Source organism: Sphingobium sp. TomMM7A (assembly GCF_055397305.1).
In genome coordinates, this window is sequence record NZ_AP027311.1 from 1,904,807 (window position 1) to 1,920,069 (window position 15,263).

Below are 15,263 nucleotides of genomic sequence, written 5' to 3' on the forward strand. Positions count from 1 at the left end.
CTCAGCTAATTTACTCCGCAGCGATCCCGGCGGCCTTGAACATATCCGGATCGCTCACCTCATCGGCATTGGCCGCATCGCCAGCCTTGAGCTGCTTCCGGCGATCAAAGGCATCCCAAACCTCGTTCCACTGGCCGCGCGTCGCGCCCTTCGAATATTCGGTCGCGCGGGTTTCGAAGAAGTTGGCGTGCTCCACCCCGTTCAGCAGCGGAGTAAGCCACGGCAGCGGATGCTCGTCGATCATGTAGATGGGCTTCAGGCCCAACTGCCCCAGGCGCCAGTCGGCGATGTAGCGGACATATTTCTTGATGTCCTTGGGCGTCATGCCAGGCACAGGCCCCATTTCGAAGACGAGGTCGATGAACGCGTCCTCGATCCGCACCGTCTTCTGGCACATGTCCATGATGTCGTCCTTGACCGACGGCGTCAGGCAATCGCGCTCTTTGGTGAAGGCGTGGAACAGCTTGATGATGCCTTCGCAGTGCAGCGTTTCGTCGCGCACCGACCAGGTGACGATCTGGCCCATGCCCTTCATCTTGTTGAAGCGCGGGAAGTTCATCAGCATGGCGAAGGAAGCGAAGAGCTGAAGCCCTTCGGTAAAGCCGCCGAACATCGCCAGCGTCTTGGCGATATCCTCGTCCGTATCGACGCCGAACTGGCTCAGATAGTCATGCTTATCCTTCATCTCCTTATACTGCATGAAGGCCGAATATTCGGTTTCGGGCATGCCGATCGTGTCGAGCAGATGGCTGTAGGCGGCGATGTGGACCGTTTCCATGTTGCTGAACGCGGTCAGCATCATCTTGACCTCGGTCGGCTTGAATACGCGGCCATATTTTTCGTGGTAGCAGTCCTGCACTTCCACGTCCGCCTGGGTGAAGAAGCGGAAGATCTGGGTCAGCAGGTTGCGTTCGTGATCGGACAGCTTTTGCGCCCAATCGCGGCAATCCTCGCCCAGCGGCACTTCCTCGGGCAGCCAGTGCAGCTGCTGCTGGCGCTTCCAGAACTCATAGGCCCAGGGATATTCGAAAGGCTTGTAGACCTTGCTGGCTTGAAGAAGGGGCATTGGGGTCGGCTCCGCGAATTAATGGACAAGCGCAACCTGCGCGGGCGCGGGACGTTCAGTCCCTGTCATTCCCGGCACAGGAGCAATATGATGGTTGATCTTACCAGCATCAAGGAACATGCTGAGGTTATCGGCGCTGATGGCGTCCATGTCGGCACTGTCGATCACGTCGATGGCGATCGTATCAAGCTGATCAAGGCGGATAGCGGCCAGGGAAGTCACTCCGGGCATCATCATTATATCAGCCAGGGACTGATCGCCGGGGTTGATGAGGATGGCACTGTGCGGCTGTCTGCGACCGGTGCCAACGCCGTCCTCTTTGAAGAAGAACAGGACGAGGGGTAAAGCCTCCGGGGCTGAATGTGTGGGCGCGGTCAGTGTTGCCACCGCCGCGCCCATCCCCCCCATTAACTCATTGGCACGCAAGACATTCGTCATAGTCTGTGCTTCCCCCAGCCAGCTCGAATTTCGGTGCGTCGATCGTGTTGTCGGCTTCCACGCCCCCCGCAAACCCCGCGCGCTGCACCGACTTTGACCGCAGATAGTAAAGCGACTTGATGCCCAGTTCCCATGCGCGGAAGTGGAGCATCATCAGGTCCCACTTTTCCACGTCCGCCGGAATGAACAGGTTCAGCGACTGCGCCTGGTCGATGAAGGGGGTGCGATCCGCCGCGAGTTCGAGCAGCCAGCGCTGGTCGATTTCGAAGCTGGTCTTGAACGTGTCCTTTTCTTCCTGGCTCAGGAAGTCGAGATGCTGGACGCTGCCGCCCCGCTCGAGGATCGTGTTCCACACATTGGTCGAATCCTTCGCCTTGTCGCGCAGGATCTTTTCCAGATAGGGGTTCTTCACCACGAAGCTGCCGGACAGCGTCTTGTGGGTGTAGATGTTCGCCGGGATCGGCTCGATACAGGCCGACGTGCCGCCGCAGATGATGCTGATCGACGCGGTGGGCGCGATCGCCATCTTGCAGCTGAACCGCTCCATCACGCCCATGTCGGCGGCGTCCGGGCACGGCCCACGCTCAACCGCGAGCTGCATTGAGGCGTCGTTCACCTTCTCGCTGATATGCTTGAAGATGCGCAGGTTCCAGCTCTTGGCCATCGCCCCTTCGAAGGGAAGGCCACGGGCCTGGAGGAAGGAGTGGAACCCCATCACCCCCAGGCCCACTGACCGTTCACGCGCCGCCGAATATTTCGCCCGCGCCATTTCGTCCGGCGCACGGTCGATATAATCCTGCAGCACATTGTCGAGGAAGCGCATGACGTCCTCAACAAAGACGGGGTCCTTATTCCATTCGTCCCAGGTTTCCAGATTCAGGGACGAAAGGCAGCAAACCGCCGTCCGGTCATTGCCGAGATGGTCGCGACCCGTCGGCAGTGTGATTTCTGAACAAAGATTGGAAGTCGAAACTTTCAGGCCGAGATCGCGATGATGCTTGGGCATCATGCTGTTCACGGTGTCGGAGAAGACGATATAGGGCTCGCCCGTCGCAAGGCGGGTTTCCACCAGCTTCTGGAACAAGCTGCGCGCATCGACCGTGCCACGGACGGAACCGTCCTTGGGCGATTTGAGCGAGAACTCAGCGCCGGTGCGGACCGCCTCCATGAACTCGTCGGTCAGCAGGACGCCGTGGTGGAGGTTCAATGCCTTGCGGTTGAAGTCGCCGCTGGGCTTGCGGATTTCGAGGAACTCCTCGATCTCCGGATGAGAGACGTCGAGATAGCAGGCGGCAGACCCGCGGCGCAGACTGCCCTGGCTGATCGCGAGGGTGAGCGAATCCATCACGCGGACGAAGGGGATGATGCCGCTGGTCTTGCCATTGAGGCCGACCGGCTCGCCAATGCCGCGCACGCTACCCCAATAGGTGCCGATGCCGCCGCCGCGCGAGGCCAACCACACATTCTCGTTCCAGGTGTTGACGATGCCTTCCAGGCTGTCATCCACGCTGTTCAGATAGCAGCTGATCGGCAGGCCGCGGCCGGTGCCGCCGTTCGACAGGACGGGGGTTGCGGGCATGAACCAGAGGCGCGAAATATAGTCGTAGACGCGCTGGGCATGCGCCTGGTCATCGGCATAGGCCGCAGCGACGCGGGCGAACAGGTCCTGATAATTTTCGCCGGGCAGCAGATAGCGGTCCTTCAGCGTGTCCTTGCCGAACTCGGTGAGCAGCGCATCGCGGCTTTCGTCCGTGACCACGTCGAACCGGCGCGCCTGGATGGACGATGAAGAACGCACGGCTTCCTTGGCTGGCGCAGCCTTCTTTTCCGCCACTGCTTCCACCACTTCGTCGATTACCGTCGCCACGTCACTTGCACCTGTCTGTTCGCTGTCACGAAAATCCATTCCGAGCCCCCGAATGTTCCTGTTTCGTTCGATTCGGTCAAGCCTCATCTTGTAAGGCCGCCCGGAACGGCAGCGGGGTGCGCCAGCAGCGGATCGCATGAGACAAAACGCCTCTCGCCCGGAAAACGGTCCGGCCGGTGCAATCACAATCTGTTGGGTAACCCCCGTTAACCCGATACAAGGGATAGTGCCACAGCTTGATCTGCTTGCAAGAGGGTAAATGACGGTATGAAGACTCCGGGCGGCGGAGGAGATGCTATCTGCATGGCATGGCGGTCATCCTGCATTGCAGCGACGCGCCGACTTCCCACGGTCCTGCAAAAGGCAAGGGAAACAATTTGAGAACGAAAATAATTTTCGCTTAGGCCCGAAATTGCCGGGAACAGGTCAGCACCCCTGCCCTGTTCCGCTAAGGATGGTGGTTCATCCACAACTTATCCACAAGCTGATGTGGATCAACTGTGGATGAGGAGCAGTCGAGAAACCGCCCAGAAACCATGGTAAGAGGCACAATCCTACCCCCCGGACCATGCAAAGAGGCAGAGCCGATGATTCTCTATTATCACCCCCTTTCCTCCTATTGCTGGAAGGTGCTGATCGCCCTTTATGAGAATGACACGCCGTTCGAACGGGCAATGATGGAGGAGCCCGGCGTGGCGGAGGCGTGGCTCGCGCTGTGGCCGTTGGGCAAGTTCCCGGTGCTGCGCGACGAGGCGCGGGACCAGACGGTCGCCGAGGCGAGCATCATCATCGAATATCTGGGGCAGCAGTGCCCCGGCCCCTTCCGCCCCATCCCCGCCGATCCCGCCCAAGCACTGGAGGTGCGGCTGATGGATCGGCTGTTCGACAATTATGTCATGACGCCGATGCAGAAGATCGTGGCCGACCGGCTGCGGCCCGACGATGCGTGCGATGCCCATGGTGTGGGCGAAGCGCGCATCCTGCTGGGCAAGGCCTATGCGATGCTGGAGGAGCGGATCGGGGCGCGGCAATGGGCGGCGGGGGACGACTTCACGCTGGCGGACTGCGCCGCTGCCCCCGCTCTCTTCTATGCCGACAAGGTGGAACCGATGCGCGGCGGCTTTCCGGCACTGGCCGCTTATCTCGACCGGCTAGAGGCAAGGCCAAGCTTTGCCCGCGTGTTGGAGGAGAAGGAGCCCTGGTGGCACATGTTCCCCTATGCCAACGGATAGCTGACGCGGCATATCTGGACTCTCGGCCCAATCCCTATTAGCCGCGCCTGCGAAGACCCGCCGTGCAGGGCCGGGCGCTAATTAGGGACATGCAGGCAAGATGACCGTCATCAAGACCGCCGATCTGATCGAGAGCGTCGCCGACGCGCTCCAGTTCATCAGCTATTATCATCCGATGGATTACATCCGCGCGCTCGGCAAAGCCTATGACGCCGAAGCCAATCCGGCGGCGAAGGACGCCATCGCCCAGATCCTGACCAACAGCCGCATGTGCGCCGAAGGGCATCGCCCGATCTGCCAAGACACCGGCATCGTCAACGTCTTCATCAAATGGGGCATGGACTGCCGCCTCGACGATAATAGCCGTTCGATGCAGGACGTCGTGGATGAAGGCGTGCGCCGCGCCTACCTGAACCCGGAAAATCGCCTGCGCGCCTCGATCCTGCGCGATCCGGCTTTCTCGCGCGTCAATACGAAGGATAACACGCCCTGCGTGCTGAATGTCGAGATGGTGCCGGGCAACAGGGTGACGGTGGACGTCGCGGCCAAGGGTGGCGGGTCGGAGAACAAGACCAAGTTCAAGATGATGAACCCCAGCGATTCGATCGTCGACTGGGTGCTGGAGATGATCCCGCAGATGGGCGCTGGCTGGTGCCCGCCCGGCATGCTGGGCATCGGCATCGGCGGCACGGCGGAAAAGGCCGTGGCGCTGGCCAAGGAATCGCTGATGGAGCCCATCGACATGGGCGAACTGAAAGCGCGCGGCCCGCAGAACGATATCGAGAAGCTGCGGATCGAGATTTTCGACAAGGTCAATGCGCTCGGCATCGGCGCGCAAGGCTTGGGCGGGCTTTCGACGATCCTCGACGTCAAGATCTACGACTATCCCTGCCATGCGGCGGGCAAACCGGTGGCGATGATCCCCAACTGCGCCGCGACCCGCCATGCGCATTTCACGCTCGATGGTTCGGGTCCAGCCTATCTGGAGGCACCGAAGATTTCGGAATGGCCGCAGGTCGATTGGAAGCCGAGCAAGGAAGCGATCCGCGTCGATCTCGACAATCTGACGCCGGAAGTCGTGCAGAGCTGGAAGCATGGCGACCGCCTGCTGCTGAACGGCAAGATGCTGACCGGCCGCGATGCCGCGCACAAGCGGATCGCCGACATGCTGGCCGCAGGCGAACAGCTGCCGGTCGATTTCAAGGGCCGCGTCATCTATTATGTCGGCCCGGTCGATCCGGTGCGCGATGAGGTAGTCGGCCCGGCCGGTCCCACCACCGCGACCCGCATGGACAAATTCATGGACATGATGCTGGAACAGGGCCTCGCCGCCTGCGTCGGCAAGGCCGAGCGCGGCCCGGCGGCGACGGACAGCATTGCCAAGCATAAGAGCGCCTATCTGATGGCGGTCGGCGGCGCGGCCTATCTGGTCGCCCGCGCGATCAAGGGCGCCAAGGTCGTCGGCTTCGAAGACCTCGCCATGGAAGCCATCTATGAGTTCGACGTCCAGGACATGCCTGTGACCGTCGCCGTGGACAGCGAAGGCCAAAACGTCCACCGCCTCGCCCCGCTGGTCTGGCAGGAGAAGATCAAGAAGGAAGGCCTTCTCGAAAAGGCGTGAGCCATCCAAATCCTCCCCATCGAAAGATGGGGAGGGGGACCACTCGCATAGCGAGTGGTGGAGGGGAAATGCGCGATGCCGCCGCGAAGGAAAACGGTCGACAATGCGCGCGGGCTCCGGCGAGAGATGTCGCCACCAGAAGTCGCGCTGTGGCAATGGCTGCGGCAACGGCCAAGCGGATTGAAGTTCCGCCGCCAACATCCGGTGGGGCCTTATGTGCTGGATTTCTACTGTACTTCAGCCCGCTTGGCGGTTGAGATTGATGGAAGCGGGCATGATCACATCGAGCGGGTCACGCATGATGAGCGGCGCGACACTTGGCTGCGGGCGCATGGGTTCAGGGTCCTGAGGATCAAAGCAATCGATGTTCTTACCGATCTGGATAGCGTGATGCGGCATATCCTGAACAACTGCCGCGCCTTTCCCCTCCACCATCCTGCGGATGGTCCCCCTCCCCATCTCATGATGGGGAGGATTAGATGATCACCTCGCCCATCTGGCTCCCGGCCACCCTGTTCGCCGGTGCCATGCAGGCGTGGCGCACGGCGGTGCAGCGGCGGGTCAGCCATAGCCTGTCGATCAACGCGGCTGGGCTGGTCCGCTATCTTTACGGCCTGCCCTTCGCACTGTTACTGCTGACCGGCTATGTTTCGATAGGCAGCGTGCCCCTGCCTCACCCCGACCCATCCTTCCTATTGTTCTGCATCGGCGGCGGCCTTGCGCAGATCATCGCCACCAACCTGCTGATCATGGCCTTCGCCCACCGCAATTTCGTGGTCGGCACCGCCTATTCCAAGACGGAAGCAGTGCAGGGCGCGGCGCTGTCCTTCCTGTTGATGGGGGAGCGGCTCAGCCCCCTCGCCTGGGCGGGCATCGGCTGCGGCGTTGCCGGAGTGATGCTGCTGTCGACCGGCGGCAAGCGCATGGGGCCAGCCGATTTCCTCAAGGCGCTCGGTCAGCCCGCCGCGCTGACCGGCATCGCGTCGGGCTTTTTCTTCGCCCTCACTGCCATCGGCATCAGGCGCGCGACGCAGGAAGTCGGCGGCAGCGACCCGATCCTGGCCGCCCTTGTCGTGCTGGCGGCCACCGTGTCACTCCAGACGCTGATGCAGGGCGGCTACCTGCTGCTGCGCGAACCGGCGGAGATGCGGAAAGTCTTCGCGAGCTGGCGCATTTCGGGGCAGGTCGGCTTGCTCTCGGCGCTGGGATCGGCCTGCTGGTTCACCGGATTTGCGACCGCGCCCGTGGCGCTGGTGCGCATCGTGGGTCAGGTGGAGGTAGCCTTCACCCTGGGCTTTGGCCACTTCTACCTTGGAGAGCGGATGACCCGCGGCGAGGTGATGGGCCTGTTGCTGGTCGTGAGCGGCGTGGTCCTCGCACTGGCCGGGTCACTATAGCTTCGTGGGGGTTGAGGGCAGCGGCCCGGCACCCACGCAGGGCCTCGCTCAATCAGCCGCTTCGCCCCCATGCCGGGCCGCTCCCAATCTACGGCGTCAGCTTCGCGAACTAATCTGCGAAAGCCAAGGCCGACAAACAAAAAGGGCGGCCCCGATGGGACCGCCCTCCTGTGTTTCAGATCCGAGAGGGATTAGAAACGGAAGCCAATGCCGACGACGCCAGCGTCACGGCTGCCATTGTTTTCATACTCGGTGCGCTGATATTCAGCCGAGATGTAGGCGTTGCCGTTGAAAGCATATTCCAGACCGCCGCCGAAACGGACGCCTTCGAGCGAAGCACCGTTGTTGCTGTTCGAGCCTTCGAAACGAGTGCTGGCATAGCCAACCTTGCCGAACACCAGAACCTGCGGGTTCAGGATGTAGCCCAAGCGAACCGAAGCGGCGAGGTCGCGGCTGACTTCCAGGCCAACGATGTCAGCGTCAGCGGTGCTGTCGCCCAGCGAAACTTCGGGACCGAAGGTGATCGACGGGGCAACGGCAACGTCGTAGCCAGCGCTCAGGCCGTAGCTCACGCCGTCCTTGAAGCCTTCGACGCTGTCATAGCCAACGGTCACGCCAGCGCGGGGGCCAGTGAAGGGAGCAGCGTCCTGCGCGAAAGCGGGAGCCGAGAAAGCGGCAGCAGCAGCAGCTGCGAAAATCACAGTCTTCATAATGTCCTCATGCGATAAGACGTGCATTATCCAGGAAGCGGATCGCACTCTTGATATATAACAGGCATGGTATCGAAGCATTCAGCTTCGAGCGTCGCTATGAAGTGACCCCTTTACTCCATCCCTGCTTGCCCCGATCTTGCGTCGTAAGCGAGGGCGCATATGTGCGTCTTTGATCAATGTTGCAATATCGATATGAAGATTGTCGATGGATGATGCTATTTCGCAACAGTCATCTTTTCTTCACCATCTTATTCCCCCATTTCCCGCCACAGCGTGATCTTGAGGCAAGGCCGAGCGCTCTATCCACAGAGAATGTGGCCAGAAGATGAACCGGCACCTCATTTCGGATACGTTCTGATCGCTACAGCAGCTTTTGACGCGACTGATGCAAAAGGGTAACAGCAGGACGATGGACAGCGGTCCTACCCCCTCAGGCGACAAGGAGCCGCCGGTACTGCGCCACCGCTGGCCGGTGCGGCTGTGGCACTGGATCAATGCAGGACTGCTCTACATCCTCTTCACCAGCGGACTTGGCATCTTCAATGCCCATCCGCGCCTTTATTGGGGGCAGTTCGGCGCGAACTTCGATCAGCCCTGGCTGAAGCTGGAGCGCTTTGGTCAGTGGATCACCCTGCCCGCCCATTATGATCTGGCCATGTCGCGGCACTGGCATCTCGCGGCTGCGCCCGTCTTCGCCTTCGCCCTGCTTGCCTATATGCTCTGGGCGCTGTTGGGCCGCCATATCGCGCGCGACCTCGCCTTCCGGAAGGGCGAGCTTGCCCCACGCCATGTCTGGCAGGACATCCTCGATCATGCGCGGCTGCGCTTCCCGACGGGTCAGGCGGCACTGCGCTATAATGTCCTGCAAAAGGCGAGCTATATCGCGGTCATCTTCGTCGCCCTGCCACTCATCATTCTCACCGGCCTCACCATGTCGCCGGGCATGAACGCCGCCTGGCCGTGGCTGGTCGATCTGTTCGGCGGGCGGCAATCGGCGCGGTCGATCCACTTCATCACCGCCTTCGCGCTCGTCGCCTTCTTCCTCGTCCATATCACGATGGTTATGCTGGCAGGCCCGGCGAACGAGTTGCGATCGATCATCACCGGGCGCTACCGTTTGCCGGAGGAGAGGCCATGAGCATGATCCTCGATCGCCGCACGCTGATGCTCGGTGCGGCGGCCACGCTGTCGGGATGCGACCGGCTGGCGCGTAACGAACATGTGCGGGACGCGCTATTCTCTGCCGAGAATTTCCACAAATGGGCGCAGCGCAACCTGATGGCGCGCGACGCGCTGGCGCGGGAGTTCAGGCCTGACCAGATTTCTCCCTTCTTCCGGCCCAACGGAACCGCCAATCCCGACACGCCCGAATATCGCGCCCTGTGGCGGACGGGCTTTGCCGATTGGCGGCTAAAGGTCACGGGATTGGTCGGCCGCCCTCTTTCGCTATCCCTTGCCCAGCTGCACAACCTTCCGCATCGCGAGCAGATCACCCGCCATGACTGCGTCGAAGGATGGAGCGCGATCGGCAAATGGCGCGGCGTGCCGCTCCGTCTCATCCTCGACGCCGCCCGAATGAGCGACCGCGCGCGCTATCTCGTCTTCAAATGCGCGGACTTCATGGGCGACGGGCGGCCCTATTATGAAAGCATCGATAGGGTCGACGCCTTTCACCCGCAGACGATCCTCGCCTTCGCGCTCAACGACCAGCCGCTAAGGGTAGCCAACGGCGCCCCGCTGCGTCTGCGGGTCGAACGGCAATTGGGCTACAAGCAGGCCAAATATTTAATGGAGATTAAGGCGGTCAGCACCCTCTCCGGCATCGGCGACGGCAAAGGGGGCTATTGGGAAGATCGCGCCAATTATGATTGGTATGCAGGCATTTGACGGGCGCTGCATGAACTGACAATTTGCCGCCCATGAAATTATTCGATCGCGTCATCAAGCGGCTTGTCACACGGGGACAGCTGACCATCATCTATCATGATGGCAGGAAGGTGACGGCGGGCGCGCCCGATCCGGCCTTCCCCTCGCTCGCGCTGAAATTCCGCGACGCGCGCGTGCCCTTCGACATCATCAAGGACCCGCGCCTTGGCATGGCGGAGGCCTATATCGACGGGCGCGTCACGATCGAAGGTGGCGGGATCATGGAACTGATCTCGCTGATCCGCGCCAACAACAGTTGGGAAAGCGGGAAGTCGATCAGCGACAAGGGGCGGCTGAAACGCGGGTTCAAATCGATCCGCCAGACGCTCTGGCGCGCCAATCACCGCGCCCGGTCAAAAGCGAACGTCGCTCATCATTATGATCTGTCCGGCGCCCTCTACGCCCTCTTCCTCGATCGCGACCGCCAATATAGCTGCGCCTATTTTCCCGACGCGGACAATGATGCGGGGATCAGCCTGGAACAGGCGCAAGAGGACAAGAAAGCGCATATCGCGGCCAAGCTGCATTTGAAGCCGGGCATGAAGGTGCTGGACATCGGCTGCGGCTGGGGTGGCATGGCCCTCTATCTGCACCGCACCTGCGGCGTCGATGTGACCGGCATCACCCTGTCGGAGGAACAGTTGAAAGTCGCGCGGCAGCGGGCGGAGGAGGCCGGCGTCGCTGACCATGTCCGTTTCGAGCTTATCGATTACCGCGATATAGAGGGGCCGTTCGACCGGATCGTGTCGGTCGGCATGTTCGAACATGTCGGCACGGCCCATTACCGCACCTTCTTCGACAAGTGCCGCGATCTTCTGACGCCCGATGGCGTGATGCTGATCCATACGATCGGCCGCGTCGATGGGCCGGGCATCACCGACGCCTTCACCCAGAAATATATCTTCCCCGGCGGCTACATTCCCGCCCTGTCCGAAATGATCCAGGGCAGTGAGGGCACGCGGCTGATGGTGACGGATGTCGAAGTGCTGCGGCTGCATTATGGCCTGACCATTCGCCAATGGTATGCCCGCGCGATGGCGCGCCGGGCGGATATCATCGCGCTTTATGACGAACGCTTCTTCCGCCTGTGGACCTTCTATCTGGCGGGCGCGGCGACGGTGTTCGAACATGGCAGCATGGTGAACTACCAGGTTCAATATACGCGCAATCGCCGATCCCTGCCGATCACGCGCGACTATATGGTGTCTGCCGAGGACGAACTGCGCGGCAAATAACCCCCCTGAACGCTGGCTGACAGCGCCGTTCCCGGACGGTTCAGTCAACCCAGTGCATCTTCTCATCCGTAGCCCCACTGAACGCCATGCGTCCGGGGGTGCTAGTGAGGAGAGAGGAAATGAACATCTTCGTGAAGGGCGCGACCGCGCTAGGATTGGCGATTACCGCGCTGGGCGCGACTGCCGCGCCCGCCCAGGCGCAATATCGCGGCGGCTATTATGGCTATGGCGACCGCGACTGGCGTGATGGGCGCCATGACCGCGATTGGGACCGTCGAGACGACCGCCGCTGGCACAACGACCGCCGCTACTGGCGCGATGGACGGCGGAGCCATTATCGCTATCGCCAGCGCTGCTGGACCGAATGGCGCTATGACTATTATCGCGACCGGGACGTCCGGGTGCGTATCTGCCGCTGAGGCATAGCTGTCTGACTTGGAGCATCGTGCCTCTAATCTGAATCACCCAACCCCGTTCGGGCTGAGCTTGTCGAAGCCCTTTACTTCCTAAAAAGAAGTAGAACCCTTCGACAGGCTCAGGGCGAACGGAAATAGGAGGCAGTGCCGATAAACGCACGAAGCTCCGGGCACAGAAACACTTCCGCAACCCGATCCCTGATTGAAGCGGGGATCAGGTTGCGGCATCCTTGGTCGCATGAGCGATCCCATGCCCGTCATCCAGAGCCTGCTGTCCGGGCTCCCCATCTTCCTGCTGCACCTCGCCTCCGCAACGCTGGCCTGGCTCGCGGCACTGGCGCTTTATATGTGGATTACGCCGCACGACGAATTCGCCCTGATCCGCGCCGGGAATGAGGCGGCGGCGATATCCCTTGGCGGCGCCGCGATCGGGCTGACCATTCCTCTGGCGCTGTGCCTCGCCGGGTCGGTCAATGTCTGGGACGTGATCATCTGGGGCAGCGTCACGCTGATCCTGCAACTCATTGCCTTCCGCTTCGTGGATTTCCTGCTCGGCTCCCTGTCGGCACGGATCGAGGCGAATGAGCGGTCGGCCGCCGTCTTCCTTGCCATGATGAAAGTCGCGATCGCCTGCCTGACGGCGGCGGCCGTGGCGGGCTAAGCCATGGCGCGGCGGAGCGTCGGCTGCCTGCCGCTGATGCTGGGCGTCATATTGACGATCGCCTGGATCGGCGAGGTGACGCAGCCGACGCCGCTACGGGTCGAAAGCTTCGATCCCCGATCGCCCCGGCGCCCGATGCCGCAATGGAGCGACGAAGCCTTCGTGATCGAGGATCGGGCGGCCGCGCCATCCGACAGCATGGGCACTGCCTTTGCCGTCGATCGCGACGGGGCCTGGCTGACCGCCGAGCATGTCACCCATGACTGCTCCCGCATCGGGCTGGAGGATGGTGGCGTCGCCCGCGCCGTGTCCCGCATCGTGGAGAGCCGGGAAGCCGACGCCGCGCTGGTGCGCGACGGCCTGCCCAGCGATCACGCGCTGCCGCTGTCGGATCGCGTGCCCGCGCCGGGATCGCTCGGTTTCCACATGGGCTTCCCTGCCGGGCACGCGGCGCTTGTCGTATCAGAACTGATCGGCGCGGCCAGCGCCCGGCGCGGACGGACGGAGGAAACCCAGCCGGTGCTCGCCTGGGCAGAAGTCGCGCGCCTGCCCGAAAGCGACGATACATTGTCCGGGATCAGTGGTGGCCCCGTCTTTGCCGAAGATGGCCATGTCATTGGCGTCAACAGCGCCGCCACCGACCGGCGCGGCCGCATTCTGACAACCGCGCCCGATGCCATGATCCGGCTGGTGCACGCCAGCCGCGCCGTCAATGACCAGCCGGTCGCCTATCCCTTCGCGGGGCTGGCCGATGCCGAGACGCGCTTTGCCTCCTGGCTGGAACAGGGGGTGATCCGGCGCATCTTCTGCGACGTGGACGAAGCGCCCCGGTTGACGGCGGCGCGGCCAAAAGGCTAGGCGGCGCGAAACGAAGGATCTGAAACAGCCATGAGCGACACGCCTCCCGACCGCCTCTCCACCAACCCGCGCAGCCCCCATTTCGACATGGACGTGCTGCAACGGGGCATCGGCATCCGCTTCAAGGATCGCGTCCGCAACGATGTTGAGGAATATTGCATTTCCGAAGGCTGGATCCGCGTCGCCGCCGGCAAGACCAAGGACCGCCACGGCCAGCCGCTGACGATCAAGCTCTCCGGCCCGGTGGAAGCCTGGTTCGAGCGCGGGGCCGACGGCGAAGAGGAAAAGGCCGCCGACGCGGAATAAGCTGGCCTATCCTCATAGGACCGGCGCTTCCCAATAACCTCCGTTCGCTTCGAGCGAAGTCGAGAAACGGTTGCACATAACGGGCCCCGACTTCGCTCGACACGAACAGAGGTCGCTCAAACCCGTCAGCGCAGCCGCGCATCCCGCTTCACATCGGCGATGATGTCGCGCAACGACCGCCCGGAAGGCGCGGCATCCGCGAACTGCATCGCCCGCATATCCATTTCCAGCTTCGGCTCGTGCGCCGCCTTGCGCAAGGATCGGCCAAGGCTCGCAAGGCGCAGAGACGGCTCCTCTCCGTCAGCCTTGATCACCGCCTTTGTCGGCTTCCAATCCTCGGCATCCGCCTTCGCCAGCCGCACGCTTGTACCCAGCGCGGGATCGGGCTCGAACGCATGCAACTGCGGCTTGTCGGGATAGATGAAGCCAAAGGTCGGATTGGTCCGCGCGCCCATTTGGCCGGTCGGGCTGTGCCACACACGCACCTGGCTCCAGTCGCCAGCATCCGAGACATCGAGCGCCAGCACATCTTCCTCGATCGCGCCGGGCACCGACCAGTTGGCATGACGGATCAGCACGCGCCGGTCGTCCAGCACCTTGCTGACCACCGCGACATGACCAAGGGTCATCGGCCCATAGGGGCGAAAGGTCATGACGGCGCCGCGCCGGGGCACGTGCCCACGGGCATAGCGGTCCTGCGCCTGATCCCACCATGTCAGCGCATCGCCCCGGATATTCACGCCGGACACGATCCGCGCATAGGGCACGCATTGCAAAGCGGTTGCGCCGAATACCGGCGTGGCGACCAGCGCCGCCAGCAGCCAAGCCGCCCCGCGAACATATCGAAACATTATTTGCGACCTCAAACCACTGAGAATCGCCCCACCGCCGCTAAGATTATCCGGCGGCTCTTATGAACTGGTTAAACTGTCAGAAAGCGGCGCCAGCGGCGGCAGCGGCCGGGTTCACGCGATCGGCCATGGCGATCTGAACCGGCGCGGCCTCACCGGCATGGCCGGGATAGATGAAGCCCTTGGCGGCGTTCGAGCGCAGGCCAAGGCCACCGATCGGGCCGTACCACACGCGCACGTCCGTCCAGTCATTATTGGGCGACACGTCGATGGCGCGGACATTGCGCTCGATGCCGCCGCGATAGGACCAGTTGGCATGGGTCAGCAGCACTTCGCGATCGCTGACCACCTTGCTCACCATGGCGACATGGCCGACGGGCATGGAACGGCTGGCGGCAAAGGCCAGGACAGCGCCTTCGCGCGGCTCATGACCACGGTCATAGCGGCCCTCGGCCTGACCCCACCAGGTATTGGCGTTGCCATAAAGTGCGATGCCGGAAACCTGACGCGCATAGGGTGCGCACTGCAGAACGCCAGCGGCGGCAGGGGTCACGATCAGGGCGCCGAGCGCAAGCACGACAGTCGCGATAAATGCGCGAAAAGCACCGACCATGTGTGAAACGACCCCCGACTTGTTGTGCGTTATCAACCCCGTGGCGTCTTTAGCGCAGAGCCA

17 protein-coding genes are annotated in these 15,263 nt (G+C 62.3%); 12 read left to right on the plus strand and 5 right to left on the minus strand.

Translation table 11 applies throughout. The features are described 5' to 3' along the window. Positions 1 to 10: 10 nt before the first annotated feature. The gene (locus tag ACZ5ZH_RS09505) at positions 11 to 1,066 is read right to left on the minus strand and encodes a ribonucleotide-diphosphate reductase subunit beta (protein ID WP_449474249.1); all 1,056 of its coding nucleotides are present in this window, start codon (positions 1,064 to 1,066) and stop codon (positions 11 to 13) included. Between the two features lie 90 nt (positions 1,067 to 1,156). On the opposite strand from ACZ5ZH_RS09505, the gene ACZ5ZH_RS09510 reads away from it, so the two are divergent. Next, entirely contained in the window at positions 1,157 to 1,411 is a 255-nt protein-coding gene (locus ACZ5ZH_RS09510; RefSeq protein ID WP_449474680.1) for a DUF2171 domain-containing protein, read from the plus strand. 67 nt (positions 1,412 to 1,478) lie between these two features. On the opposite strand, the gene ACZ5ZH_RS09515 is transcribed toward ACZ5ZH_RS09510, so the two are convergent. Beyond that, complete coding sequence (locus ACZ5ZH_RS09515; RefSeq protein ID WP_464771355.1) at positions 1,479 to 3,410, minus strand: ribonucleoside-diphosphate reductase subunit alpha; 1,932 nt, start codon at positions 3,408 to 3,410, stop codon at positions 1,479 to 1,481. 548 nt (positions 3,411 to 3,958) lie between these two features. Here ACZ5ZH_RS09515 and ACZ5ZH_RS09520 point away from each other — a divergent pair. From ACZ5ZH_RS09520 to ACZ5ZH_RS09535, 4 genes are all read left to right on the plus strand, one after another. Next, positions 3,959 to 4,603 carry a glutathione S-transferase family protein gene (locus tag ACZ5ZH_RS09520; RefSeq protein ID WP_464771356.1) on the plus strand — a complete coding sequence of 215 codons (645 nt, stop codon included), beginning with the start codon at positions 3,959 to 3,961 and terminating at the stop codon, positions 4,601 to 4,603. 100 nt (positions 4,604 to 4,703) lie between these two features. After that, the gene (locus tag ACZ5ZH_RS09525) at positions 4,704 to 6,224 is read left to right on the plus strand and encodes a fumarate hydratase (protein WP_464771357.1); all 1,521 of its coding nucleotides are present in this window, start codon (positions 4,704 to 4,706) and stop codon (positions 6,222 to 6,224) included. A gap of 126 nt (positions 6,225 to 6,350) precedes the next feature. After that, positions 6,351 to 6,707: an endonuclease domain-containing protein gene (locus ACZ5ZH_RS09530; RefSeq protein WP_464771358.1), complete on the plus strand. Its 357-nt coding sequence runs from the start codon at positions 6,351 to 6,353 to the stop codon at positions 6,705 to 6,707. Continuing rightward, complete coding sequence (locus tag ACZ5ZH_RS09535; protein WP_464771359.1) at positions 6,704 to 7,621, plus strand: EamA family transporter; 918 nt, start codon at positions 6,704 to 6,706, stop codon at positions 7,619 to 7,621. The genes ACZ5ZH_RS09530 and ACZ5ZH_RS09535 overlap by 4 nt, the downstream gene beginning before the upstream one ends. A gap of 191 nt (positions 7,622 to 7,812) precedes the next feature. Here the strand turns inward: ACZ5ZH_RS09535 and ACZ5ZH_RS09540 are convergent, their stop codons facing one another. Further along, on the minus strand, positions 7,813 to 8,331 hold the full coding sequence (locus tag ACZ5ZH_RS09540; protein WP_464771360.1) for an outer membrane protein: 519 nt from the start codon (positions 8,329 to 8,331) through the stop codon (positions 7,813 to 7,815). A 412-nt stretch (positions 8,332 to 8,743) separates the two neighbouring features. On the opposite strand from ACZ5ZH_RS09540, the gene ACZ5ZH_RS09545 reads away from it, so the two are divergent. The 7 genes from ACZ5ZH_RS09545 to ACZ5ZH_RS09575 all read left to right on the plus strand — a co-directional run bounded on the left by ACZ5ZH_RS09545 (position 8,744) and on the right by ACZ5ZH_RS09575 (position 13,736). Next, positions 8,744 to 9,472 carry a cytochrome b/b6 domain-containing protein gene (locus ACZ5ZH_RS09545; protein WP_464771361.1) on the plus strand — a complete coding sequence of 243 codons (729 nt, stop codon included), beginning with the start codon at positions 8,744 to 8,746 and terminating at the stop codon, positions 9,470 to 9,472. Positions 9,473 to 9,474: 2 nt separating this feature from the next. Next, complete coding sequence (locus ACZ5ZH_RS09550; RefSeq protein WP_464772626.1) at positions 9,475 to 10,221, plus strand: molybdopterin-binding protein; 747 nt, start codon at positions 9,475 to 9,477, stop codon at positions 10,219 to 10,221. Positions 10,222 to 10,253: 32 nt separating this feature from the next. Next, the gene (locus tag ACZ5ZH_RS09555) at positions 10,254 to 11,495 is read left to right on the plus strand and encodes a class I SAM-dependent methyltransferase (protein WP_464771362.1); all 1,242 of its coding nucleotides are present in this window, start codon (positions 10,254 to 10,256) and stop codon (positions 11,493 to 11,495) included. A gap of 119 nt (positions 11,496 to 11,614) precedes the next feature. After that, on the plus strand, positions 11,615 to 11,914 hold the full coding sequence (locus ACZ5ZH_RS09560) for a hypothetical protein (RefSeq protein ID WP_464771363.1): 300 nt from the start codon (positions 11,615 to 11,617) through the stop codon (positions 11,912 to 11,914). Between the two features lie 235 nt (positions 11,915 to 12,149). Then, complete coding sequence (locus ACZ5ZH_RS09565) at positions 12,150 to 12,572, plus strand: DUF350 domain-containing protein (protein WP_449474264.1); 423 nt, start codon at positions 12,150 to 12,152, stop codon at positions 12,570 to 12,572. 3 nt (positions 12,573 to 12,575) lie between these two features. Beyond that, positions 12,576 to 13,430 (plus strand): S1 family peptidase, encoded by an 855-nt coding sequence (locus tag ACZ5ZH_RS09570; protein WP_460986839.1) that lies wholly within the window; start codon positions 12,576 to 12,578, stop codon positions 13,428 to 13,430. 30 nt (positions 13,431 to 13,460) lie between these two features. Continuing rightward, complete coding sequence (locus tag ACZ5ZH_RS09575) at positions 13,461 to 13,736, plus strand: DUF3297 family protein (protein ID WP_460986840.1); 276 nt, start codon at positions 13,461 to 13,463, stop codon at positions 13,734 to 13,736. A 125-nt stretch (positions 13,737 to 13,861) separates the two neighbouring features. On the opposite strand, the gene ACZ5ZH_RS09580 is transcribed toward ACZ5ZH_RS09575, so the two are convergent. Both ACZ5ZH_RS09580 and ACZ5ZH_RS09585 read right to left on the minus strand, forming a co-directional pair. After that, the gene (locus ACZ5ZH_RS09580) at positions 13,862 to 14,587 is read right to left on the minus strand and encodes a CHAP domain-containing protein (RefSeq protein WP_464771364.1); all 726 of its coding nucleotides are present in this window, start codon (positions 14,585 to 14,587) and stop codon (positions 13,862 to 13,864) included. A 79-nt stretch (positions 14,588 to 14,666) separates the two neighbouring features. Then, on the minus strand, positions 14,667 to 15,200 hold the full coding sequence (locus ACZ5ZH_RS09585) for a CHAP domain-containing protein (RefSeq protein WP_460986842.1): 534 nt from the start codon (positions 15,198 to 15,200) through the stop codon (positions 14,667 to 14,669). Between the last annotated feature and the right edge of the window lie 63 nt (positions 15,201 to 15,263).